We start from the raw sequence: 21,485 nt of genomic DNA, 5'->3' as shown, positions 1-21,485 counted from the left end.
CATGCTGCAGGGAAGCCTGACGGGCTTTACGCTCGTCTTTCTTTTGGTCGCGCTGGCGGTCATTGTTGTGCTGTGGTGGGGGCGTGATTGGTTCATTCAGTGGCTTAAGGGGACTGTTGGTCTGGTCCTGCTGGTCAGCAGCATTGTCGCCGTGTTTATGCTGGTTGATATCTGGAGTTACAAGCAGCTGCTCAAAGAAGAGCCGCTGGTCAGTGTCAGTGTTTATCAGCTGGATGATCAGGTGTTCGATCTGACTCTGGTCGATACTGATAACCATGAACGCCGGTTTAAAATTCTGGGTGATCAGTGGCAGCTGGATGTTCGCTTGCTGGTCTGGAATGGGCCTTTTGCTGCGCTGGGCGCGACACCTTTGTATCGCCTTGACCGTTTATCCGGACGCTACCTCTCTCTGGAACAGGAGCGTACAGCAGAGCGCAGTGTCTACAGTCTGGCTGAGTCACGCTGGTTTGATCTCTGGGATTCCCTGCGTCATCACAAACTCTGGCTGGATGCTCAGTTTGGCAGTGCGGTTTATATGCCATTGGTAAATGGCGCTGTTTATTCTGTGCAGTTGAGCCCCAAGGGGTTGATTGCGCGGCCACTGAATGACGTGGCGGAGCAGGCTCTGCAGGGTGAGTGGTAACAGTGTCTGAACCGCAGGCATAAAAAAAGCGACCGGATGGTCGCTTTTTTTATGCTGTCAGCAATTAAGCAGGGAAGAATTCGCCCAGCTTGGTTGCCAGCATCATGTCGCCTTCAACGCGCAGTTGACCAGACATGAAAGCCTGCATGCCGTCAGTCTCACCAGAAGCGATACCTGCGAAGGTTTCGGTGTTCATGATCAGAGTAACGTTAGCGTCATCGTTTGCACCTTCAGCAACAGCACAAGTGCCATCTTTAACGATCAGGTGATAGGTTTCGCCATCTTCGATGTTGAATTGGAAGATCAGGTCAACACCGGCAGCAGCCGCGGCGTTGAACTTGCTGTTCATGGTTTCGATGATTTCTGCAACAGATGCCATAACGGTTTCCTTATTATTGCTACAAAAGACAGGAGATCTGCTGATGGGTGATGCGCATATCAGCATCCTGTCAGGACTTTGTCTTGCGTCAGACCGCACAACTCTATGGGCTGGCAATGCGGGTGTCAACGAAAAATCATACGATTGTTTGAAACGCACAAAGTGCGCTTACTTGTACGCGCCTGCCATTCAGTTATGCTTGCGGACTATTTTAAATTCATTAAGGAACAAAGCGTGGAATTCCTGGCAGAGTACGGAGCTTTTCTGTTGAAGGCGGTCACCGTTGTGGTGGCCATTCTGGTGGTCGTTGGGGGCGTGGTTTCTATCGGCATGCGTAACCGCCGTTCAGAGGACGGCGAGCTGGTTGTGAAGAAGCTCAATGATGAGCTCGATAACCACAAAGAAGATCTTGAGTATGCGCTGTATTCGAAAGAAGAGCTGAAAGCGCTGGAAAAAGACAAGAAGAAAGAAGAAAAAGCCAAAGAAAAAGCGGAAAAGAAACGTATTAAAGACAGTATTGAAAATACCGAAAAGCGCAAGCGCGTGTATGTGCTCGACTTTGATGGTGATATTCAGGCCAGCCAGGTTGAGCTGCTGCGCCAGGAGATTACTGCGGTACTGACCATGGCGACCGGCGATGATGAGATCGTTGTTCGTCTGGAAAGTGGCGGTGGCATGGTGCATACCTACGGCCTTGGAGCTTCGCAGCTCAAGCGTATCCGTGACCGTGGTATCCCGCTGACGGTCTGTGTCGATAAAGTGGCTGCCAGTGGTGGCTATATGATGGCTTGTCTGGCCAACCGTATCATTGCAGCGCCCTTTGCTATTGTTGGTTCTATTGGTGTGGTAGCGCAGTTGCCTAACTTCAACCGTTTGCTGAAAAAGCACGATGTTGATTACGAGCTGTTCACCGCCGGTGAATACAAGCGTACGGTGACCATGTTTGGCCATAACTCAGCAAAAGCCAAAGATAAGTTCCAGTCTGATCTGGAAGATACCCATGAACTGTTCAAACAGCATGTGAAGCACAGCCGTCCACGCATCGATATCGAGGCCGTGGCTACCGGAGATATCTGGTATGGCCAGCAGGCCTTGGATCATCGTCTGATTGATGATGTCGGCACCAGCGATGATTATCTTGTGGCGGCCTGCGCTAATTCTGATGTTTACAGCGTGCGCTATGAATACAAAAAGTCGCTGCAGGAAAAGCTGGGACTGGCGGTACAGAAGGGTGCAGAGGGCGCCTTTACCCGTCTGCTGACCCTGCTGAACAAACAGCAGCAAAGCAAAGGCTGATACTGATAAAAAATAAGGAGTAACTATGACTTTTCTCGCATACCGGGTAGAAGAAACCGAACAGGGCATAAAGGCCGCCTGGCAGACTCTGAACGATGACGATCTGCCCGCAGGGGATGTGCTGATTGACGTGGCTTACTCCTCGGTCAATTACAAAGACGCACTGTCCGCCAGCGGCAATAAAGGTGTGACCCGTGCTTACCCGCATACGCCGGGCATTGATGTTGCCGGCACTGTGCTGGCCAGTAACGATCCGCAGTTTAAAACCGGTGACGAAGTTGTGGTCTTCGGTTACGACCTGGGTATGAATACCGCCGGTGGTTTTGGCCAGCACGTTCGTGTGCCGGCCGGCTGGGTGCTGCATAAACCGCAGGCACTGAGCATGGCGGAAAGTATGGCCTGGGGGACGGCAGGTTTTACTGCCGCCCTGAGTCTGCAAAAGCTGGAGCGTGCCGGTATTCGCCCGGATGCTGGTCCTGTGGTTGTGACCGGTGCAACCGGTGGTGTGGGTTCGGTGGCGGTGGCGTTGCTCGCCGCTCAGGGGTATGAGGTTGTGGCGCTGTCAGGTAAGCCCGAGCAGGAAGCTTTTCTCAAAGGTTTGGGAGCAAGCCGGGTTATCGGTCGCGATGAGGTGTTGGCACTGAAGGGCAAGGCAATGGCCAAGCCTTTGTATCAGGCCGCCATTGATACCGTTGGTGGTGATCTGGTCTCTGCACTGATTCCGCAGATCCAGCCGGAAGGCGCGGTGACTACCTGTGGCATGATTGCCGGCGTCAAAATCGAAGCCAGTGTGTTTCCGTTTATTTTGCGCGGCGTCAGCCTGCTGGGTGTGGATTCGGTTGAAATCCCGCTAGCTGATAAGCAGGCGGTACTGAATAAGGTGGCTGCGGCCTGGCGTCTGCCGCAGCTCGAAGAGATGACCACCGAGATTGGTCGTGCAGAATTACCTGCGGTACTGGCAGCCATTCTGGCGGGCCAGGGCGTTGGTCGTTACCGGGTGAACCTGAAGTGCGATTGATTTTCTGTTAGCTGACAAGCCCCGCCATGCGGGGCTTTTTTGTGCCTGCGTTTTAGTGTTCAGTTTTTAGCTTTTCTTGCTGCCATTTTCTGGCAGTATGGCGTTTTTACCGGCCGGAAATTGTATGAGCCGTTCTCAACGTTTGCTCGATCTTATCCAGTTGCTGCGCAGCTACCGCTTTCCTGTGTCCGGAGCAGAGCTGGCGGAGCGGCTGGGCATCTCATTGCGTACTCTTTATCGCGATATCGCCACGCTGCAGCAGCAGGGGGCGAATATTGAGGGAGAAGCCGGAGTTGGCTATATGCTCAGGCCCGGTTTTATGTTGCCGCCGCTGATGTTCAGTGAAGAAGAGCTGGAAGCGCTGGTTCTGGGGATGCGCTGGGTCGCGGGCCGTACCGACAGACAGATGGCGGTTGCTGCTAGCAGTGCACTGAGCCGGATTGCAGCGGTATTGCCACAGGATTTACGCGATGCTCTGGACGCCAATGCATTGCTGGTCGGGCCTGCGGCTGAGCGGATGGAAGACAGTGTCGATGTCGCCACCCTGCGTCAGGCTATCCGCAGCGGACATAAAGTGAATATCGATTATCGCGATCAGAACGGCCAGCAGTCGCAGCGGCTGATCTGGCCTTTTGCGCTGGGATATTTTGATCGTGTACGGGTGCTGGTTGCCTGGTGTGAAATGCGCGGGGATTTTCGCCATTTCCGTACCGACCGGGTTCTGGCGCTGACGCCACTGGAAGAGCGCTACCCGCGCCGGCGTCAGCAGTTGCTGGCGGAATGGCGCAGGGTCACCGGGGTGCCTGTACAGGCAATTCACACTGCTGACAAAAACTGACAGCAGGCTTTTATATTCTGTACGGACCGGGGCAGGAGCCCCGGATTATTTAACACCGCACAGGAATATCCTTATGTTAAACCCGAACCTTGTCATTCTTTACGTTAATGATGCCCGTCGCAGCACCGATTTTTACACCGGGCTGCTTGATTGTGTACCGGTTGAAGCCACGGAACATTTTGCTCTGTTTGCCCTGAACCCGGCATTTCGTTTCGGTGTCTGGTCGCGCAGTGACGTACAGCCGAAAGTAAGCGGCACACAGCTTTCAGGTGGCGGAGAGATCGCCATTCCGGTGGCCGATGCTGCTCAGGTGGATGCACTGTATGCCGATTGGTCTGCGCGGCAGATTGCGGTGGCACAGGCGCCGGTCATGATGGAATTTGGTTATACCTTTACCGTGCTGGACCCGGATGGCCACCGTCTGCGCATCTATGCACCGTCAGGCGCGAACTGATTAACAGGCCCTAATCCCGGCGCAGTTTATCGCTGACAGCAATGGGATTGGGCAGACTGAACACCACGATGTAGCTTGAAATGACAAAGGTCAGAATGGCCGTTGCCTGAATCAGCAATGAGCCCTGTTCACTGAGCAGGGCACTTTGCACGGCGACAAAGCCGATCAGCAGCGAAAACTCACTGATCTGGCCGAGGCGCAGGCCAACGTCCCAGGCCAGCTCGTGTCGTTCGCTGAAACGCCCCAGCAACAGCCTGAAACTCACCGGTTTCAACACCAGTACCAACAGGGCCAGCAGACTTGCCGGCAGGGCCACATCGGCCAGTAACTGCAGATTGAAGCGCGCGCCCAAAGCAAAGAAAAACATCACCAGAAAGAAATCCCGCAACGGCTTCAGGCTGATAGCAATAAACTGTGCTATCGGACTGGTGGCAAGGGTAACGCCAGCGATAAAAGCACCAATTTCATGGGTCAGGCCAACCAGTTTGGCACCTTCTGCCACAGCCAGGCACCAGCCGATAGCCAGAATAAACAGGTATTCGTGGTAGCGGTCGAAACGCACTATCAATGGCAGCAGAACGCCTTTAACCAGCAGGTAGCAGGCGGCAGCAAGCAGAGGGAGTGCGACAAAGGGCTGCCAAACCGGCATGCTGCTGCCGCCTTCGAGCACGCCGAGCAGAATCAGTACCAGAATGGCCAGCATGTCCTGAATCAGCAGCAGGCCGATCATCAGCTCGCCGATGTGCTTATGGTGCAGAACCGTGGTGGGCAGCAGTTTAAGGCCGATAATGGTGCTGGAAAACATCATCGCCAGACCGATGATGATGCTGTCCATGGTGCTGAACCCAAAGGCCTGAGTCAGGCCAAAGCCCGCTGCAAAAAACACCAGCGAACTGGCCAGCGCCACCAGCATCGCTTTACGCAACATCGCCAGCAGAGCAGATGGCTGCATATCCAGACCCAGCAGAAACAGCAGGAAAATAATGCCGATATCGGCCATGTCGGCCAGTTCATCCGGGTGTTCAATCCAGCCCATGCCAAAAGGGCCAACGATGGCGCCGAGGGCAATATAAGCAATCAGTAATGGTTGGCGGGTAAACAGTGCGAAGGTCGCCAGTACGAGAGCGCCGGCAAAGACGAGAAAAAACGAAAAAACGATATCTTGTGGCATGAAAAATCCCCGGGTTCAGCCATAAGGGTAAGGCAGGGGGCGGGGATGTGCCATGCCCCCGGCGCAGAATCTGACATTGTCAGCACTGCGCGGGGGCCGGAAAGAACTAGCGGCGACGGAACAGCGGGCGCTGATCGTTAACGTCGTTCTGATAGCAGACGGTGAAGGTCGCGAACGCAGCCAGAGCGTCGTTCAGATCCTGATCGTCACGCAGTGCAAAGCTGTTGAAGCCACAGCGGTTCATAAAGAACAGCTGGTCGATCAGTACGTCACCGACAGAACGCAGTTCGCCTTTAAAACCATGACGTTCACGCAGCAGGCGGGCGGTGCTGTAACCACGGCCGTCGCTGAATTTCGGGAAGTTCACGGCAATCAGTACAAACTGACGGCAATCATCGCCAATCAGGTCGGCGGTTTCATCACTGTTCAGCAGCAGGCCGATTTTACCGGCCTGGGCCAGCGGCAGCAGGGCAGCAGCGTTTTCCTGCCAGCGCTTGAGGCTGATGATGCCGTAGTCAGCGATGATGGCATCGTCTTCGATCAGGTGCCATTCGTCGTTGCTGACGAGCTGGCCTTGTTTAATGAGCTGGGCCATAGATCGCCTCCTTGAATGGGTCATGACCGATACGACGGTAGGTTTCGAGGAAGGTTTCACCTTCGCTGCGCTTGGCGACATAGAAGTCGAGAATCTTGGCGATGATGTCCGGCATCTGATCGCGGGCGAAAGATGGCCCAAGGATCTTGCCCAGTGACGTATCTTCACCGGCGTTGCCGCCGAGAGAGATCTGATAGAACTCTTCGCCTTTCTTATCGACACCCAGTACGCCGATATTACCAACGTGGTGGTGACCACAGGCGTTCATACAACCGGAAATGTTCAGGTCGATTTCACCCAGATCGTGCAGATAATCCAGATCATCGAAGCGCAGCTGAATGGCTTCGGCAACCGGAATGGACTTGGCGTTGGCCAGAGCACAGAAATCGCCGCCCGGGCAGCAGATCATATCGGTCAGCAGACCCAGAGTCGGCGTGGCCAGACCCAGTGCTTTCGCTTCCTGCCACAGGGCAAACAGTTCGCTCTGTTCGACATCGGCCAGTACCAGATTCTGCTGGTGCGTAGAGCGGATTTCACCAAAGCTGTATTTGTCGGCCAGCATGGCGATCTGATCCATCTGCTCTGCAGTCACATCACCCGGAGGTGTGCCTTTCTGCTTCAGCGTCAGGGTCACGATGGCGTAACCGGCCTGCTTGTGGGCGCGCACGTTGCGCTGCAGCCAGCGGGCAAAGGCGGCATTTTCAGCGCGGGCTGAGGTCAGCTCGGCGGGTTCATCGCTCAGTGTTTTGTACGCCGGGTCGGTGAAGTGTTTTTTCACGCGTTCCAGTTCGGCAGCAGTCAGTTTGCTGTCACCGTTTTTAATGCGTTCCCACTCGGCTTCAACCAGCTCAGCCATACGCTCAACACCCAGTGCTTTCACCAGAATCTTGATACGGGCTTTGTACTTGTTATCACGGCGACCAAACTGGTTGTACACACGGATAACAGCATCGAGATAGGTCAGCAGGTCTTCTTCTGGCAGGAAGCTGCGGATTTCTTCACCCACGATCGGCGTACGGCCGAGACCACCACCGACCAGAATGCGATAGCCGATCTGGCCTTCGGCATTGCGGATAATGTTCACGCCAATGTCGTGCACCTGAATGGCAGCGCGGTCAGCACCGGGCACCGCGTTCACGGCAATTTTGAATTTACGCGGCAGGAAGGCGAATTCCGGGTGGAAGGTCGACCACTGACGGATGATTTCGCAGTACGGACGCGGATCAACGGTTTCTTCCGCAATGACCCCGGCGTATTCGTCGGTGGTGGTGTTACGGATACAGTTACCACTGGTCTGCACTGCGTGCATCTGAACTTCAGCCAGATCGGCCAGAATCTGTGGGCACTGCTCCAGTTTCGGCCAGTTGAACTGTACGTTCTGACGGGTCGAGAAGTGGGCATAGCCTTTGTCATATTCACGTGCGACACGCGCCAGGGCACGCATCTGAGCCGAGTTCATCTGACCGTAAGGCACAGCAACCCGCAGCATAGGCGCGTAGCGCTGCACGTAAATGCCATTTTGCAGACGCAGTGGCAGGAACTCGTCATCGGCGATCTTGCCGGCGAGATAGCGCTCCATTTGCCCCTTAAACTGGGCGACGCGCTCATTCAGCAGTTGCTGATCGTACTCATCGTATACGTACATAAAAAACCGGTTGCTAACCTGTGGTTATTAGAAAAGTCGTTATGGCGGCGAACGATAGCAGAGCTTGTATATTCTTAAAATTAATATTTATCTATATACAAATAACCGTTTGATCTAGTAACGATCAGCTGGCTGCGGCATCCCGGCGCCATATTTTTCAGCGCGCTATCAGTGGCTGACACTGCCGCCGCGGGCATTGCCCAGTGCCTGCTCCAGGGCCTGCGGCAGATCGGTAAAGACACCGTCGACACCGGCCTGCAGCAGGCCCTGGGCGGTGTCCGCATCATTCACGGTAAACACCAGCATATGGTAGCCCGCCTCACGGATGGCACTCACCTGTGCGGCATCGAAAAATTCTTTGGCGAAATGCAGTCCGGCGCAGTCGGCTTCTTCCAGGCGATGCTGCCAGTCGGCCGGAATGGCTTCGACGTTCAGCGCGCGGGTGATGTGGGGCATATGCCGGCGCGCAGATTGCAATGCGTGGATACTGAAGCTGCTGAGCAACAGTGGCTGCTCAAAGTGAACCTGCTGTAAGGCTTTATGAATGGCCCAGACGGTTTCCGGCTCGCGCCCGATGGTCGGTTTGATCTCAAGATTCAGTCCCAGCTCCAGATGATTGGCCAGCACCAGCAATTCCGACAAAGTCAGGATCTGTTCGCCACGATACTGCTCAGCAAACCAGCTACCGACATCGAGCTGCTTCAGCTCGGCCAGACGCTTCTGAATCACCAGTCCGTCACCGTCCGAGCAGCGCTTAAGATCGGCGTCGTGGTGAATAACGGCAATGCCGTCGGCAGAAATGGTGACATCAACCTCGGCCCAGCGTGCTCCCTGGCGCGCCGCCAGCTCAATGGCTGCACGGGTATTTTCCGGCGCATGGCCGCTGGCACCGCGATGGGCAATGACCGGGCTTATCTCTTCGTAGGCGTCAGGGCTGGAAAAAGGAATCATGGTAGGCATGGCTGGACTCGGTGTGATTGATCCGGAATTGATGATCGTTAAATAGAAATATGAGCCCAGCGGCGGGAGCGCCAGATCAGGCCATAAATCAGCGACAACGTAATACGTTGGCCGCCCTGAAGCAACCAGATTCCCAACAGACCGAAGCCCGCGACAGGTCCTGCCAGGAAGGCCAGTGGCAGCAGTATGCCCCATTGCATCAGCAGGTTAATGTGCATCACCTGACGGCTGGCGCCAGCGCCCAGCAGTGCCTGGGTCAGCACCATGGCGGTGACTTCAAATACGATATTGATGCCGGTAATGCGCAGCGGCCAGAGTCCCAGCTCAATCAGGTGCTGCTCCGGAGTAAACAGGCGCAGCACCAGCTCAGGGAATAGCCACAACGGCAGACCGAGCAGGGCCATCATCAGCATGGCCACCCGTACCACCTCCCAGCCCCAGCGGTAAGCGTCATCGCGGTCACCACGTCCCAGCGCATGACCTACCAGACTGGTGGAAGCAATGCCGAGCCCCACGGCTGGCAGAATCAGCAGCAGCGCGAGGCTGATCAGAATATGGCCGATGGCCTGCTCCTGGGTGCCGACCTGGCCGATGATCCAGAACAGCACACTGACACCAAGGGCGAACAGTGTTTGCTGGGTCGAATTGGGCAGGGCAAGGCGCATCACGCTCAGAATGGTGCCGCGCCGGGTGCGGTTATGGCCATGGAAGCGCTGACGGTGACGGGTAAAGGTCTGCCAGAAATACAGCGCACAACCAAAGAACAGGGCGATGGTGGTACCGATGCCGGAACCGACGGCGCCCAGTCCCTGCCAGCTGCCAATACCAAAAATCAGCAGATAGCTGACGCCGACGTTCACCAGATGCATCACCAGCAGTGTCTGCAGATAGGTTTTGCCTTCTCCTATGCCGTTCCAGAAACCACGGAAGACAAAGTTCATGCCAACGGCAACGGTAGCCAGAGTGCGCCATTCAAAATAAGGCACTGCAATATCAAGGACTTGCTGATCGGAGTTAAAGAGCGGAATCAGGTAGGGCGCGATCAGAATAAACAGCAGCGTAAGCGGCAGACTGATGGCGAGGGCGAGGATAAGACCAGCGATTAAGGGTTCGAACAGGCGCTCATGTTCGCCAGCGCCGAAGCGTCTGGCGACCAGAGCCTGCACACCGGCAGATAAACCCATCACCATCGACACGGTAATAAAGGTGGCATAACCGCCAACACCAACACCGGCGAGAGCGGCATCGCCGAGGCGCCCGACCATGGCCGCATCGACCAGATTGATCAGGCTCTGTGACAGCATGCCGCCGATAATCGGCACGCCGATGGTGAGGATGCGCAGCAGCCGCTGCGGTTCAATCCGCAGCAGGCTGCTTAACGGCTGCAGCCAGTTCACAACTCAGCGGTCGTAGCTGAGGTTGGGGGCCAGCCAGCGCTCCATCTGCTCCAGATCCATTCCTTTACGGGCGGCAATATCCGTTACCTGATCTTTATCGATCTTGCCCAGACCGAAGTATTTGGCATCCGGATGGGAGAAATACCAGCCGCTGACGGAGGCTGCCGGGGTCATGGCGAAGTTTTCGGTCAGGCTGACGCCGGTATTGGCTTCGGCATTGAGCAGGCGGAACAGGGTGGCTTTTTCAGTATGATCCGGGCAGGCCGGGTAACCCGGTGCCGGACGGGTACCTTTGTAGTTTTCTTTGATCAGCTCTTCATTGCTCAGCTGTTCATCACTGGCGTAGCCCCACAACTCCTTACGCACAATTTCATGCAGGCGCTCGGCAAAGGCTTCGGCCAGACGGTCGGCCAGTGCCTTGATCAGGATGCTGTTGTAATCATCGTGTGCTGCGTCGTAATCGTTGGCCAGTTTTTCGGCTTCGATACCGGCGGTGACCACGAAAGCGCCCATGTAGTCGTCGACACTGCCTTCCGGCGCCACAAAGTCAGCCAGCGAGTAGTTAGGCTGGTCGTTGGGCTTATCGGTCTGCTGACGCAGCTGATGCAGAACCGCCAGCTCAGCGCTGCGGTCTTCATTAAATACCGCAATATCGTCCGCACCGCGGCGCTGCGCAGGCCACAGGCCAACCACACCACGGGCATTGAAGAGTTTTTCATCGATGATGCGCGCCAGCATTGCCTGAGCATCTTTGAACAGGGCCGTGGCGGCTTCGCCGACCACTTCATCTTCCAGAATGCGCGGGTATTTGCCGGCCAGTTCCCAGGACATAAAGAACGGTGTCCAGTCGATGTATTTGGCCAGATCGGCAATATCGAAGTCTTCGTAAACGGTGATGCCCAGCTTGTTAGGCTTGGGTGGCTGGTAGTTATCCCAGTCGCCCTGATAAGCGTTGGCGCAGGCCTGTTCGTAGGTCAGCAGGGCCTTGGCTTTACGGTTGGCATTGCGGATACGCACGGCTTCGTATTCGTCGCGGCGCTCGGCAATAAACTCGGCTTTGGCGGCCGGAGTCACCAGCTTCTGTGCTACGCCAACGGCGCGGGACGCATCGGCGACATAAACTGCGATGTCGTTTTTGTACTGCGGCTCAATTTTTACCGCGGTGTGCGCCTTGGACGTGGTTGCGCCACCGATCATCAGTGGCAGATGGAAGTCGAGACGCTGCATCTCGCGCGCCACATGCACCATTTCATCCAGCGACGGGGTAATCAGACCCGATAAACCGATGATGTCGACGTTCTCTTCTTTGGCAACCTTCAGAATCTTCTCCGCAGGCACCATCACGCCGAGGTCGATCACCTCGAAGTTATTACACTGCAGTACCACGCCAACGATGTTCTTACCGATGTCGTGCACGTCGCCTTTGACGGTGGCCATCAGGATCTTGCCCTGGGTTTCCGACTTGCCGTTTTTCTCGGCTTCGATAAAGGGCAGCAGATAGGCTACAGCCTGCTTCATAACGCGGGCGCTTTTTACCACCTGCGGCAGGAACATTTTGCCCGAGCCGAACAGGTCGCCGACCACGTTCATGCCGTCCATCAGCGGACCTTCGATCACTTCGATCGGACGCGCGAAGCCTTTGCGGGCTTCTTCTGTGTCTTCTTCAACGTAAGCGTTGATGCCTTTTACCAGGGCGTGGGTCAGGCGCTCACGGACCGGCAGGGTGCGCCACTCTTCGGTTTCTTTTTCCTGCACGCTGCCGTCGCCGCGGTATTTCTCAGCGATTTCCAGCATGCGGTCGGTACCGTCGGCGCGGCGGTTGAGGATCACATCTTCAACGCGCTCTTTCAGTTCCGCCGGCAGGTCGTCGTATACCGCCAGCTGACCGGCGTTGACGATACCCATGCTCATACCGTTCTGAATGGCGTGATAGAGGAACACGGAGTGAATGGCTTCACGTACCGGCTCGTTACCGCGGAAAGAGAACGATACGTTGGAGACGCCGCCGGAAATCTTGGCGTGGGGCAGGTTCTCGGTGATGTACTTACAACTGTTGATGAAATCAACGGCGTAGTTGTTGTGTTCTTCGATGCCGGTGGCAACGGCAAAGATGTTCGGGTCGAAGATGATGTCTTCCGGCGGGAAGCCGACTTTATCGACCAGTACGCGGTAAGAGCGCTCGCAGATTTCATTCTTACGCGCTTCGGTATCGGCCTGGCCGTCTTCGTCAAAGGCCATCACCACCACGGCGGCGCCATAGCGCAGGCAGCGCTTGGCTTTGGCGATAAATTCTTCTTCGCCTTCTTTCAGGCTGATGGAGTTCACCACCGCCTTGCCCTGAATGCACTTCAGGCCGGCTTCGATGATTTCCCACTTGGAGGAGTCGACCATGATCGGTACGCGGGCAATATCCGGCTCGGAGGCGATCAGGTTGAGGTAGCGCACCATGGCTGCCTGGGAGTCGAGCATCCCTTCGTCCATGTTGATGTCGATGATCTGGGCGCCATTCTCGACCTGCTGGCGGGCGATCTCCAGCGCTTCGTCATAGTTTTCTTCGATAATCAGGCGCTTGAACTTGGCTGAGCCGGTGACGTTGGCGCGCTCGCCGACGTTTACAAACAGGCTGTCTTCGTCAAAGTTGAATGGCTCCAGACCGGCCAGGCGACAGGCGGGTTTGATGTCCGGCAGGGCGCGAGGGGCATGTTTGGCCACCGCTTCGGCAACGGCTTTGATGTGCGCTGGGGTTGTGCCGCAGCAGCCGCCGACAATGTTCAGGAAGCCGGAGGCGGCAAATTCTTCGACGATCACGGCCATTTCGGCGGCGGATTGGTCGTATTCACCAAACTCGTTCGGCAGGCCGGCATTCGGGTGGGCCGAGACAAAGGTGCTGACTTTTTTCGACAGTTCTTCAACGTGTGGACGCAGTTCTTCGGCGCCCAGTGCGCAGTTCAGGCCGACCGACAGCGGACGGGCGTGGGCAACCGAGTTCCAGAAGGCTTCAGCGGTCTGGCCCGACAGGGTGCGGCCGGAAGCGTCGGTAATGGTGCCGGAAATCATAATCGGCAGCTCTTCGCCGCGCTGTTCGAAGACTTCCTGCGCGGCGTAAATCGCGGCCTTGGCGTTCAGGGTATCGAAGATGGTTTCGATCAGAATAATATCAGCGCCGCCGTCCATCAGGCCGTGGGTCGCTTCCACATATTCATCCACCAGCTGATCAAAACTGATGGCACGGTAACCGGGGTCGTTTACATCCGGGGAAATCGACGCCGTTTTACTGGTCGGCCCAAGCACGCCGGCAACGTAGCGCGGAATACCGGTGTCACGCTCGACTTCGTCGGCCACGCGGCGGGCGAGAGCAGCCGCTTCGCGGTTCAGCTCCGGTACCAGATCTTCCATCTGATAATCGGCCTGGGAGACGCGGGTAGAGTTGAAGGTGTTGGTTTCAACGATGTCGGCGCCGGCCAGATAATACTGTTTGTGAATACCGGCAATGATGTCCGGCTGAGTCAGTACCAGCAGGTCGTTGTTGCCTTTGACATCCTGGCTGATGTCGGCAAAACGGCTGCCACGGTAATCTTTTTCTTCCAGCATATGCGACTGAATCAGTGTGCCCATGCCGCCGTCCAGAATATGGATACGCTGCTTCAGGTTGTCTTTCAGGCGGGCGATACGCTGTTGGCGAATGGCCGTAAGGGAAGAGGTAGTCTGACTCATAAATCTCTGATGTCTTAAACCGGAAAAATGGCGCCGGATTGTACCAGAGGTGGAAACACTTGTCTTATCCAACCATTTTGCTGGGGTATTTCGCCGCGCAGCGCCATTCGTTACAATGGCGACACTTGATAGAGGTAAAGACTATGACAACCTATGTAACCATCACCCCGGATGCGGAAGACTATCTGGCACAGTTGCTGGAAAAGCAGAATGTCGAGGGGATGGCTGTTCGTGTTTTTATTACTCAGCCCGGCACCAAATACGCTGAAACCTGCCTGGCCTACTGCCGTCCGGAAGAAGTTCATGCCTCAGACCAGTTGCAGGCAATGGACAAGCTGCGGGTGTTTGTTGAGGCAATGAGCATTCCTTATCTGGAAGAATCCATCATCGATTTTGCCAAGGACCGCATGGGTGGTCAGCTGACCATCAAGGCGCCGAATGCCAAAATGCCAAAGGTTACCGCCGACAGTCCGGTGGAAGAGCGCATCAACTATTTGCTGTATACCGAAATCAATCCTGGCCTGGCAGCACATGGTGGCGATGTCAGTCTGGTTGAGCTGACCGAAGATGGCGTGGCTGTGCTGAAATTTGGCGGCGGCTGTCAGGGATGCAGTGCGGTGGATATGACTCTGAAAGATGGTGTCGAAGCGTCGCTGATTGCCAAGATCCCGGAAGTAAAAGCGGTACGTGACGTGACGGATCATACTCAGGCTGATAATGCTTATTTCAAATAAGGCATAAGCACGTTGTCTGAAACAAAAAAAGCCAGCAGATTGCTGGCTTTTTTGTTCCTGATTGAACCGTCAGAGAAAAGAATCGATGGTTGCGCCTATACGGTAGTTTTCACTGCCGTCTTCTTCGATCCGGCAAACCGTTACCTGAGCTTCCAGCGGGGTGGTATAGCCTCCGCCACTGGATACCGTCAGGCGGCCACTCATGCCCATGGGGATGGCCTCAAAGTGCTGCAGCTGTACGCCACTGCTGCTGAGGTCCAGACAGGTCAGGTCGTAGCTGTTGCCGTCATTGAGCGTCAGGGTCGCCGGAGCGGATACCTGCATGCGGATAAAATTCCGTTTTTCTTGGTAGTTTCTCGCCAGACTGGACATGGTTTTTCTCCTTATTAGAGTCTTTCCGATGCTATCGTGGTGACTAATTTTTGTACATTGAGAAAAATTCAGCATTCCCCGTGCCATAAGCGCCTTCAGCTAATAATTTAATCCCGCTAAAAGTCTGCTTTAAGAACCATTATTCAGTGCTTAAATCAGGAACCTGACTGTGCGGAGAGGTTTTTGCCGGGCGGCTTAATTTTAGGGATTGCAAGGGGGGGCAGATGACGTTAGTGTTCGCCCCAATTGAGCGTATGCCGGGAGTTACTGATGGCCGCGAGTGTGCTGGTCATTGACGATGATTCGACTGTCCGCGATAGCATGGTTGCCTTTCTGGATGACTATGATTATCAGGTGCTGTCTGCCGCCTGTGGCCGCGAGGCTTTACAGCTGCTGGCCGAGCGCAGCGTGGATGCTGTTGTCTGTGACCTCAAGATGCCAGGTCTGAACGGCATTGAGCTGCTTGAAAAGCTGAAGCAGCAACAGCCTTTGTTGCCGGTGATTGTCGTCTCTGGCGCCGGGGTGATGGATGATGTGGTGAAGGCTTTGCGCTTGGGAGCTGACGACTATCTGGTGAAGCCCATCCTGGATATGGAAGTGCTGCATCACTCGCTGAAAAAGTCCCTGCAACGTGCACAGCTTGAGGCAGATAATAATGCCTACCGCGAGCATCTTGAAAAAACCAATACCGAGCTTAAACGTGGCCTTGATGAGCTGCGTAATGATCAGCTTGCCGGCCGTCAGGCGCAGTTGCGCATGCTGCCCGAGCCGGTATTACTCGACGGCATCCGCTGCGACCATAAAATCATCCCTTCACTGATGCTCAGCGGCGACTTCCTCGACTATTTCGAACTGGACGATAAACGTCTGGTGTTTTACATCGCTGATGTGTCCGGCCATGGTGCATCTTCTGCATTCGTGACGGTGTTGCTGAAAAACCTGACTTACCGCCTGCGCCGCAACCTGCAGCGAGGCTCCAGTGATGACCTGCTGCATCCGTCGCAGGTATTGGCCCGTATCAATTCAGAACTGCTGGCCTCTGAGCTGGAAAAACACCTGACTATGTTTTACGGCGTGATTGATACCGCAACCCTGATGCTGGAATACAGCGTTGGCGGCCATTTTCCAATGCCGGTGCTGCTGCATGGTGATTCGGCTGAATATCTGACCGGGCGTGGTATGCCGGTGGGCATGTTCCGTGAAGCTGAATATCAGAATTATCAGCTGCAACTGCCGGAACCCTTCAGTCTGTTGTTGTTTTCGGATGGAATACTGGAAATCATGGCGGAACCGACCTTGAATGATAAAGAAGCCTTATTATTAAAGGTGGCGGCAAAAAGTCGCGGTAACCTTGAGCAGATCTGTGGGCAGCTGGGTATTGACGACCTCCCTGAGGTTCCGGATGACATCGCGATGGTTGCTATTGGCCGGGGTGTGTTATGACATCAGGTAAAGTGCAGGTAGCCTTTTGCAAAGGCATTCATGTGATCCGACTGATCGGTGATGTTCGTCTTAACCTGTGCTCTGCACTGGAGCACTACCTTGATGACATCCTGAACCATCCGGATTTTGATAACGTCATCGTTGATCTGTCACTGGCGGAAGGTGTCGACAGTACAACACTGGGTCAGATTGCCAAAATATCCATCATCTGCCGCGAACGTTTTGGCATTACTCCAACGATCTCCAGTCCTAATCCGGGCATTACCCGGATTCTGCTCAGCATGGGCTTTGACCAGGTTTTCCATATTATTAATGAACCGTTCTCGGATGAGGCCGATTTTCGCGAATGGGCAGCGGATGCTGTCGATGAAGATAAGGCACGCGAACAGGTTATTTCTGCTCATCGGGTTCTGATGAGCCTCAATGATAAAAATAAAGATGCATTCCGGGAGTTGGTTGATTCGCTTGAATCTGACCGTTTCCACTCTTAACAGCTGAAATTCATCCTGCGAACCCAAGGGGGCTAAGTGGTCATCCAGAAGGCGGCCGTAATCGGCGGTGGCAGCTTTGGCACAGTAGTGGCCAATATTCTTGCCGACAATCAAATACACACCGTGCAGTGGATGCGCAACGATGACGTTGCCCGCAGCATCAATGAACAGCACACCAATCCACAGTACCTGCCGGATGTCAGTCTGAATCCGTCACTGACGGCGACCACTGATCTGCTTGAGGCGATTCGCGGAGCAGGGGTGATTTTTGTTTCTGTGCCGAGCAAATCGGTACGTGAAGTAGTGTCATCATTTGCAGCTGAACTGACACCGGATCAGGCACTGGTCAGCACCACCAAAGGTATTGAACCGGACGGTTTCCTGTTGATGAGCCAGGTACTGGCGGAGATTTGCCCGGACAATCCGGTCGGTGTCCTCAGTGGCCCCAATCTGGCCAAAGAGATTGCTAAGCGCGAGTTGGCGGCAACTGTTATTGCCAGTGAAAACAGTGACTTACGACGCAATATTCAGGAAGCGCTGAGCTGTCCTTACTTCCGTGTGTACGCATCCAACGACCTGTATGGGGTTGAGCTGAGCGGGGCGCTGAAGAATATCTACGCCATTGTGTCCGGTTTCGTCGCCGCCCTTGGCATGGGTGAAAACACCCGCAGTATGATTATTACCCGTTCGCTGGCCGAGATGAGCCGCTTTGCCGTAGCGCTGGGGGCCAACCCGCTGACATTCCTCGGCCTGGCAGGTGTGGGTGATCTGGTGGTGACCTGTACATCACCGCTGAGCCGCAATTACCGGGTTGGCTACGCCATTGGTCAGGGTAAAAGTCTGGCTGAGGCCGTGGACGAACTGGGCGAAGTGGCTGAAGGTGTTAATACCTTGCGTTATGTCAGGGCAAAAGCACAGGAATTGAGTATTTATATGCCCCTGGTGATGGGCGCTTATGAGGTATTGTTCAATGCGGCCGATCCCCGGGTGGTTGCGCAGGGTCTGATGACCGGCGAGCATGCTTCTGATGTGGAGTTTGCCTTACCCCGCTGTGAAATATAACGCGGACAGGGTTGTCAGTATGGTTGCGCAATTTTATTCATGAGGTCAGAAATGAACGATTTTAAAGAAAATGTCACATCCGATGCGTTCTGGTTAAAAACGCTCTATATCATCGGATTTTTCATCGTTTACCGTGTGCTGGATCTGGTTTTGCTGCTGATTACTCTGGTGCAGTGGGTGTTCCGTCTGGTATCCGGCGAGCCGAATGCGTCACTGACGGAGTTTGGCCAGGCACTGGGAGAGTATGTGAAGCAGATTATTCACTACCTGACTGGCGCCAGCGATGAAAAGCCTTTTCCGTTTCAGGACTGGCCTAACAGTAAAGAGAAGGCTTCTGCCGAGTGAAAATCTGTATTGTTCGTCATGGTTCTGCGGTCAGTGGGGCTGTTCAGGATCAGAATCGCGGCCTGACTGACAGGGGTGCCGGTCAGGCCGCAGGTGCCGGCCGCTGGCTGGCACAACAAACCTTTAACAATCCCCGCATTCTTGCCAGCCCTTTTCTGCGTGCACAGCAAACGGCACAGGCCATTGCCGGGAGTCTGGGATTGGCGGTTGAAACCATGCCGCATCTGGTGCCGGACGGTGATGTTCAGCAGTTGCTGAATGATCTTTCCGCCCAGGAGCAGGATCTGATTCTGGTGTCGCATTTACCCCTGGTCGGTCATCTGGCTGCCATGCTGGTTGATGGCCAGCTGTATGATCAGCCCTGGTCGCCGGCTGAATGCTGGATTCTGCAGGGGGATCTTGCTGCCGCCGCTTGTATGAGTGTCGATGCTGTCTGGTACCCGGTGCTCGACGGACTGTGAAATGTATTGTGGCCGTTAAGCTCCGATAACGGCCGCATTCCCCCTTGTGTTGTTTCCCGCATGGTTATAGCGTTGCGTTTTTTTATTGCGCGCGTTTATGAAAGATATTCTCCATTTTTCTCATGCCAATGGTTTTCCGGCTGGCACCTATCGGGTGTTATTCGAAGCGCTGTCGGCCCATTACGATGTACGCAGCATCGATCGAATCGGACACAATCCGGATTACCCGGTCACCGATAATTGGCGCCATCTGGAAGCCGAGCTGATTCACTATTTTGAGCATCATTACAGGCAACCTGTGATTGCCGTGGGGCACTCGCTCGGAGGGCTGCTGAGTCTGATGGTGGCAGTAAAACGTCCTGATCTGGTAAAAGCCCTGATCATGCTGGACTCTCCGGCATTGTCACCGCTGGAGGCCAATGGCCTGCGACTGGTTAAACGCCTGGGACTGGTTGATAAAGTCACACCGGCCGGACGAACAGAAGGACGGCGCAGTGAGTGGGCTTCGCAAGAGGATGCCATTGAGTACTTCCGCGGCAAGTCGTTGTTGCGCTATTTCGATGAGCGTTGCCTGAAGGATTATGTGCAAAGCGGAACTGAGCCGACAGCGAATGGCGTCGCTCTGCGTTTTGATCCGGATATTGAAATGAAGATTTACCGCACGGTGCCGCATAACCTGCGTATCCGTTCCGGACTTCAGGTTCCTGGCGCTGCGCTCGGCGGTGAGCACAGCAAAGTATTCCGCCGTCTTAATGGCGCTTACATGCAAAGCCGCCTCGGTATGAAAGTGCGCTGGCTACCGGGCAGTCATATGTTTCCACTGGAACGTCCGGAGCGGACGGCGGCGGTGATTCATCAGTTATTAGGAGAGTTGCTGGCATGACATCCATTGAATGGCGGTGCCGCTTTGGTACTTTGCGTGGATTGCAGTGGGGGGAGCAGGTAAAGCCTAAAGTGCTGGCTTTGCATGGCTGGCTGGACAATGCCGCAACCTTTTCGCGGCTGGCGCCACTGCTGCGGGACGTCTGTGTTCTTGCCCCGGATTTACCGGGACACGGCCATTCCGACTGGCTGGGCGAAGGTGCCGATTATGCCATCTGGTCTTCGCTGGAAGCTTTATACGATCTGTTGCTGTCCGTGGATGAGCCTGTACACCTGCTGGGGCATTCAATGGGCTCGGCAGCGGGTATGCTGCTGGCTGGTGCTTTTCCTGACAGGATCGCTTCTTATGTCGCTCTGGACGCGCTGGGGCCGCTGACTACGCCGCCAGCTCAGGCGCCGGAGCAGCTGGCTAAAGCCATTACGGCGCCGGTAAAAACCACAACGCTGAAGGTGCATGCCGGTGCTGAGGACGCATTGGCCGCCAGAGTGCGGCAGAACCCGGAGTTGAGTCCGGAGTGCATCTGGCCGGTTGTCGAGCGTAACCTGCAATCACTGGAAGGCGGTGTCGGCTGGCGTACCGATGGGCGCCTGCGGGCGATCTCAAAGGTGCGCCTGACCGAACCGCAGATCGAAGCCTTTATGGCTGCGATGAATATGCCTGCTCTGGTGTTGCGTGCCGAACAGGGGCTGATTCCGCGTGCGATGTTTGATCTGCGTATTAAGCACCTGCCAGGGGCCACACTAGAAGAATTTCCGGGACACCATCATTTCCATTTGGAGGAATCCACGGTGACCGCTCTGGCAGCCCGGATTAACCGTTTCTGGCAGGATCTGGCATGAAGAGAATTCAGGGGCTGTGGTTTCTGACCTTACTGGGTGGATTTATCAGCTGCCTGGCGCTGGGCTGGCTGGTACAGGCCAAGCAGAATTACAGCTATGGCTTCTGGTATGACTGGTACAGCATCGGCGCCCATATTGAGCGCTTCGGCCCGAAAAACCGCTATATATCGGGGCTGGAGCTTCTGGACAAAGAAGAGCATGTACGTCTGTTTGATGACATCAGTATTGCGGTACACCGGCATGGTGAGGGGCTGGCGGACATTCAGTTTGAGCATAATGGTCAGGCCGTGGGTCTGCTGCACCGGGCGGAAATAATTCATCTGCAGGATGTGGCTAACCTGATTGATGTGCTGTACAGCGCATCGCTGCTGATTGCTTTTGTCACATTATTGATGCTGGCTGGCTTGCTATGGCGGGGTACAGCACCGCTTTGGAAGCAGCAGCTGTTCTGGCTGCTGGGTACTTTGCTGATGGCCGGGGCTGTAGTGCTGATTGTTGGCCCCAAAGAGGTTTTCTATCAGCTGCATGTGTGGATTTTTCCCGATAATCATCAGTGGTTTTTTTATTATCAGGATTCGTTGATGAGCACACTGATGAAAGCGCCTGTGCTGTTCGGCGGCATTGCTCTGGCGATTATTGCTGGCGGGGTGCTGTTTTTTGCACTGTTTGTGTTATTGCTGTGCTGGCTTCTGAGGTTCCGCTCAGGGGCTGTACCTGCCTGAGCGGAGTTGCTGATAAGGTCCGG

Annotated in this window: 22 protein-coding genes; 14 read left to right on the top strand and 8 right to left on the bottom strand. The window is 55.1% G+C overall.

The window, feature by feature from the left end:
- Position 1 precedes the first annotated feature (1 nt).
- Positions 2-643: a cation/multidrug efflux pump gene (locus tag MT343_RS10055; protein ID WP_145468540.1), complete on the top strand. Its 642-nt coding sequence runs from the start codon at positions 2-4 to the stop codon at positions 641-643.
- Positions 644-707: 64 nt separating this feature from the next.
- Here MT343_RS10055 and MT343_RS10050 read toward each other — a convergent pair whose 3' ends face one another.
- Entirely contained in the window at positions 708-1,022 is a 315-nt protein-coding gene (locus MT343_RS10050; protein ID WP_145468542.1) for an SCP2 sterol-binding domain-containing protein, read from the bottom strand.
- A 234-nt stretch (positions 1,023-1,256) separates the two neighbouring features.
- On the opposite strand from MT343_RS10050, the gene sohB reads away from it, so the two are divergent.
- From sohB to MT343_RS10030, 4 genes are all read left to right on the top strand, one after another.
- Positions 1,257-2,318, top strand: coding sequence for a protease SohB (gene sohB, locus MT343_RS10045; RefSeq protein ID WP_145468544.1), 1,062 nt, complete (start codon positions 1,257-1,259; stop codon positions 2,316-2,318).
- Positions 2,319-2,343: 25 nt separating this feature from the next.
- Positions 2,344-3,336 carry a YhdH/YhfP family quinone oxidoreductase gene (locus MT343_RS10040; RefSeq protein ID WP_145468546.1) on the top strand — a complete coding sequence of 331 codons (993 nt, stop codon included), beginning with the start codon at positions 2,344-2,346 and terminating at the stop codon, positions 3,334-3,336.
- A 124-nt stretch (positions 3,337-3,460) separates the two neighbouring features.
- Positions 3,461-4,174 carry a helix-turn-helix transcriptional regulator gene (locus tag MT343_RS10035; protein WP_145468548.1) on the top strand — a complete coding sequence of 238 codons (714 nt, stop codon included), beginning with the start codon at positions 3,461-3,463 and terminating at the stop codon, positions 4,172-4,174.
- A gap of 73 nt (positions 4,175-4,247) precedes the next feature.
- On the top strand, positions 4,248-4,628 hold the full coding sequence (locus MT343_RS10030; protein ID WP_145468550.1) for a VOC family protein: 381 nt from the start codon (positions 4,248-4,250) through the stop codon (positions 4,626-4,628).
- Between the two features lie 10 nt (positions 4,629-4,638).
- On the opposite strand, the gene MT343_RS10025 is transcribed toward MT343_RS10030, so the two are convergent.
- The 6 genes from MT343_RS10025 to metH form a co-directional block, all read right to left on the bottom strand.
- On the bottom strand, positions 4,639-5,799 hold the full coding sequence (locus MT343_RS10025) for a cation:proton antiporter domain-containing protein (RefSeq protein WP_145468552.1): 1,161 nt from the start codon (positions 5,797-5,799) through the stop codon (positions 4,639-4,641).
- A 106-nt stretch (positions 5,800-5,905) separates the two neighbouring features.
- Positions 5,906-6,394 carry a DUF934 domain-containing protein gene (locus tag MT343_RS10020; RefSeq protein WP_145468554.1) on the bottom strand — a complete coding sequence of 163 codons (489 nt, stop codon included), beginning with the start codon at positions 6,392-6,394 and terminating at the stop codon, positions 5,906-5,908.
- On the bottom strand, positions 6,378-8,039 hold the full coding sequence (locus MT343_RS10015) for a nitrite/sulfite reductase (RefSeq protein ID WP_145468556.1): 1,662 nt from the start codon (positions 8,037-8,039) through the stop codon (positions 6,378-6,380). Before MT343_RS10015 ends, MT343_RS10020 begins: the two co-directional genes overlap by 17 nt.
- Before the next feature lie 168 nt (positions 8,040-8,207).
- On the bottom strand, positions 8,208-8,999 hold the full coding sequence (locus tag MT343_RS10010; protein WP_145468558.1) for a glycerophosphodiester phosphodiesterase family protein: 792 nt from the start codon (positions 8,997-8,999) through the stop codon (positions 8,208-8,210).
- Positions 9,000-9,037: 38 nt separating this feature from the next.
- Positions 9,038-10,396, bottom strand: coding sequence for an MATE family efflux transporter (locus MT343_RS10005; protein ID WP_243989378.1), 1,359 nt, complete (start codon positions 10,394-10,396; stop codon positions 9,038-9,040).
- A gap of 3 nt (positions 10,397-10,399) precedes the next feature.
- Positions 10,400-14,110, bottom strand: coding sequence for a methionine synthase (gene metH / locus MT343_RS10000; RefSeq protein WP_145468559.1), 3,711 nt, complete (start codon positions 14,108-14,110; stop codon positions 10,400-10,402).
- Positions 14,111-14,253: 143 nt separating this feature from the next.
- Here metH and nfuA point away from each other — a divergent pair, with 143 nt between their 5' ends.
- On the top strand, positions 14,254-14,844 hold the full coding sequence (nfuA, locus tag MT343_RS09995) for a Fe-S biogenesis protein NfuA (RefSeq protein ID WP_145468562.1): 591 nt from the start codon (positions 14,254-14,256) through the stop codon (positions 14,842-14,844).
- A 69-nt stretch (positions 14,845-14,913) separates the two neighbouring features.
- On the opposite strand, the gene MT343_RS09990 is transcribed toward nfuA, so the two are convergent.
- Positions 14,914-15,216 (bottom strand): PilZ domain-containing protein, encoded by a 303-nt coding sequence (locus MT343_RS09990; protein ID WP_186435864.1) that lies wholly within the window; start codon positions 15,214-15,216, stop codon positions 14,914-14,916.
- Between the two features lie 270 nt (positions 15,217-15,486).
- On the opposite strand from MT343_RS09990, the gene MT343_RS09985 reads away from it, so the two are divergent.
- The 8 genes from MT343_RS09985 (at position 15,487) to MT343_RS09950 (ending at position 21,462) form a co-directional block, all read left to right on the top strand.
- Positions 15,487-16,659, top strand: a complete 1,173-nt coding sequence (locus tag MT343_RS09985) for a fused response regulator/phosphatase (RefSeq protein WP_145468566.1) — start codon at positions 15,487-15,489, stop codon at positions 16,657-16,659.
- A complete protein-coding gene (locus MT343_RS09980) occupies positions 16,656-17,150 on the top strand; it encodes an STAS domain-containing protein (RefSeq protein ID WP_145468568.1) in 495 nt (164 codons plus the stop codon). Before MT343_RS09985 ends, MT343_RS09980 begins: the two co-directional genes overlap by 4 nt.
- Positions 17,151-17,186: 36 nt before the next feature.
- Positions 17,187-18,212 (top strand): NAD(P)H-dependent glycerol-3-phosphate dehydrogenase, encoded by a 1,026-nt coding sequence (locus MT343_RS09975; RefSeq protein WP_145468570.1) that lies wholly within the window; start codon positions 17,187-17,189, stop codon positions 18,210-18,212.
- 51 nt (positions 18,213-18,263) lie between these two features.
- Positions 18,264-18,557: a DUF4389 domain-containing protein gene (locus MT343_RS09970; RefSeq protein ID WP_186435865.1), complete on the top strand. Its 294-nt coding sequence runs from the start codon at positions 18,264-18,266 to the stop codon at positions 18,555-18,557.
- Positions 18,554-19,018, top strand: coding sequence for a phosphohistidine phosphatase SixA (sixA, locus tag MT343_RS09965; protein ID WP_145468574.1), 465 nt, complete (start codon positions 18,554-18,556; stop codon positions 19,016-19,018). Before MT343_RS09970 ends, sixA begins: the two co-directional genes overlap by 4 nt.
- A gap of 97 nt (positions 19,019-19,115) precedes the next feature.
- Positions 19,116-19,901, top strand: coding sequence for an alpha/beta fold hydrolase (locus MT343_RS09960; protein ID WP_145468576.1), 786 nt, complete (start codon positions 19,116-19,118; stop codon positions 19,899-19,901).
- On the top strand, positions 19,898-20,740 hold the full coding sequence (locus tag MT343_RS09955) for an alpha/beta fold hydrolase (RefSeq protein WP_145468578.1): 843 nt from the start codon (positions 19,898-19,900) through the stop codon (positions 20,738-20,740). The genes MT343_RS09960 and MT343_RS09955 overlap by 4 nt, the downstream gene beginning before the upstream one ends.
- On the top strand, positions 20,737-21,462 hold the full coding sequence (locus MT343_RS09950; protein WP_145468580.1) for a lipoprotein intramolecular transacylase Lit: 726 nt from the start codon (positions 20,737-20,739) through the stop codon (positions 21,460-21,462). The genes MT343_RS09955 and MT343_RS09950 overlap by 4 nt, the downstream gene beginning before the upstream one ends.
- Positions 21,463-21,485: the final 23 nt, after the last annotated feature.

The organism is Venatorbacter sp. C2-1 (assembly GCF_022832715.1).
Classification (GTDB): Bacteria; Pseudomonadota; Gammaproteobacteria; order Pseudomonadales; family Oceanobacteraceae; genus Venatoribacter; species Venatoribacter alkanivorans.
The sequence above is the reverse complement of the archived record's forward strand: the minus strand, read 5'-3'. Positions and strand labels throughout refer to the sequence as shown.

Bases quoted from the DNA above. Each gene is read 5' to 3' on its own strand.
- MT343_RS09990 (WP_186435864.1), bottom strand. From the start codon at position 15,216: ATGTCCAGTCTGGCGAGAAACTACCAAGAAAAACGGAATTTTATCCGC.
- MT343_RS10020 (WP_145468554.1), bottom strand. From the start codon at position 6,394: ATGGCCCAGCTCATTAAACAAGGCCAGCTCGTCAGCAACGACGAATGG.
- MT343_RS09970 (WP_186435865.1), top strand. From the start codon at position 18,264: ATGAACGATTTTAAAGAAAATGTCACATCCGATGCGTTCTGGTTAAAA.
- MT343_RS10015 (WP_145468556.1), bottom strand. From the start codon at position 8,039: ATGTACGTATACGATGAGTACGATCAGCAACTGCTGAATGAGCGCGTC.
- nfuA (WP_145468562.1), top strand. From the start codon at position 14,254: ATGACAACCTATGTAACCATCACCCCGGATGCGGAAGACTATCTGGCA.
- MT343_RS09980 (WP_145468568.1), top strand. From the start codon at position 16,656: ATGACATCAGGTAAAGTGCAGGTAGCCTTTTGCAAAGGCATTCATGTG.
- MT343_RS10025 (WP_145468552.1), bottom strand. From the start codon at position 5,799: ATGCCACAAGATATCGTTTTTTCGTTTTTTCTCGTCTTTGCCGGCGCT.
- metH (WP_145468559.1), bottom strand. From the start codon at position 14,110: ATGAGTCAGACTACCTCTTCCCTTACGGCCATTCGCCAACAGCGTATC.
- MT343_RS10050 (WP_145468542.1), bottom strand. From the start codon at position 1,022: ATGGCATCTGTTGCAGAAATCATCGAAACCATGAACAGCAAGTTCAAC.
- MT343_RS10030 (WP_145468550.1), top strand. From the start codon at position 4,248: ATGTTAAACCCGAACCTTGTCATTCTTTACGTTAATGATGCCCGTCGC.
- MT343_RS09950 (WP_145468580.1), top strand. From the start codon at position 20,737: ATGAAGAGAATTCAGGGGCTGTGGTTTCTGACCTTACTGGGTGGATTT.
- MT343_RS10010 (WP_145468558.1), bottom strand. From the start codon at position 8,999: ATGCCTACCATGATTCCTTTTTCCAGCCCTGACGCCTACGAAGAGATA.
- MT343_RS09955 (WP_145468578.1), top strand. From the start codon at position 19,898: ATGACATCCATTGAATGGCGGTGCCGCTTTGGTACTTTGCGTGGATTG.
- MT343_RS09985 (WP_145468566.1), top strand. From the start codon at position 15,487: ATGGCCGCGAGTGTGCTGGTCATTGACGATGATTCGACTGTCCGCGAT.
- MT343_RS09960 (WP_145468576.1), top strand. From the start codon at position 19,116: ATGAAAGATATTCTCCATTTTTCTCATGCCAATGGTTTTCCGGCTGGC.
- MT343_RS10055 (WP_145468540.1), top strand. From the start codon at position 2: ATGCTGCAGGGAAGCCTGACGGGCTTTACGCTCGTCTTTCTTTTGGTC.
- MT343_RS10035 (WP_145468548.1), top strand. From the start codon at position 3,461: ATGAGCCGTTCTCAACGTTTGCTCGATCTTATCCAGTTGCTGCGCAGC.
- MT343_RS10040 (WP_145468546.1), top strand. From the start codon at position 2,344: ATGACTTTTCTCGCATACCGGGTAGAAGAAACCGAACAGGGCATAAAG.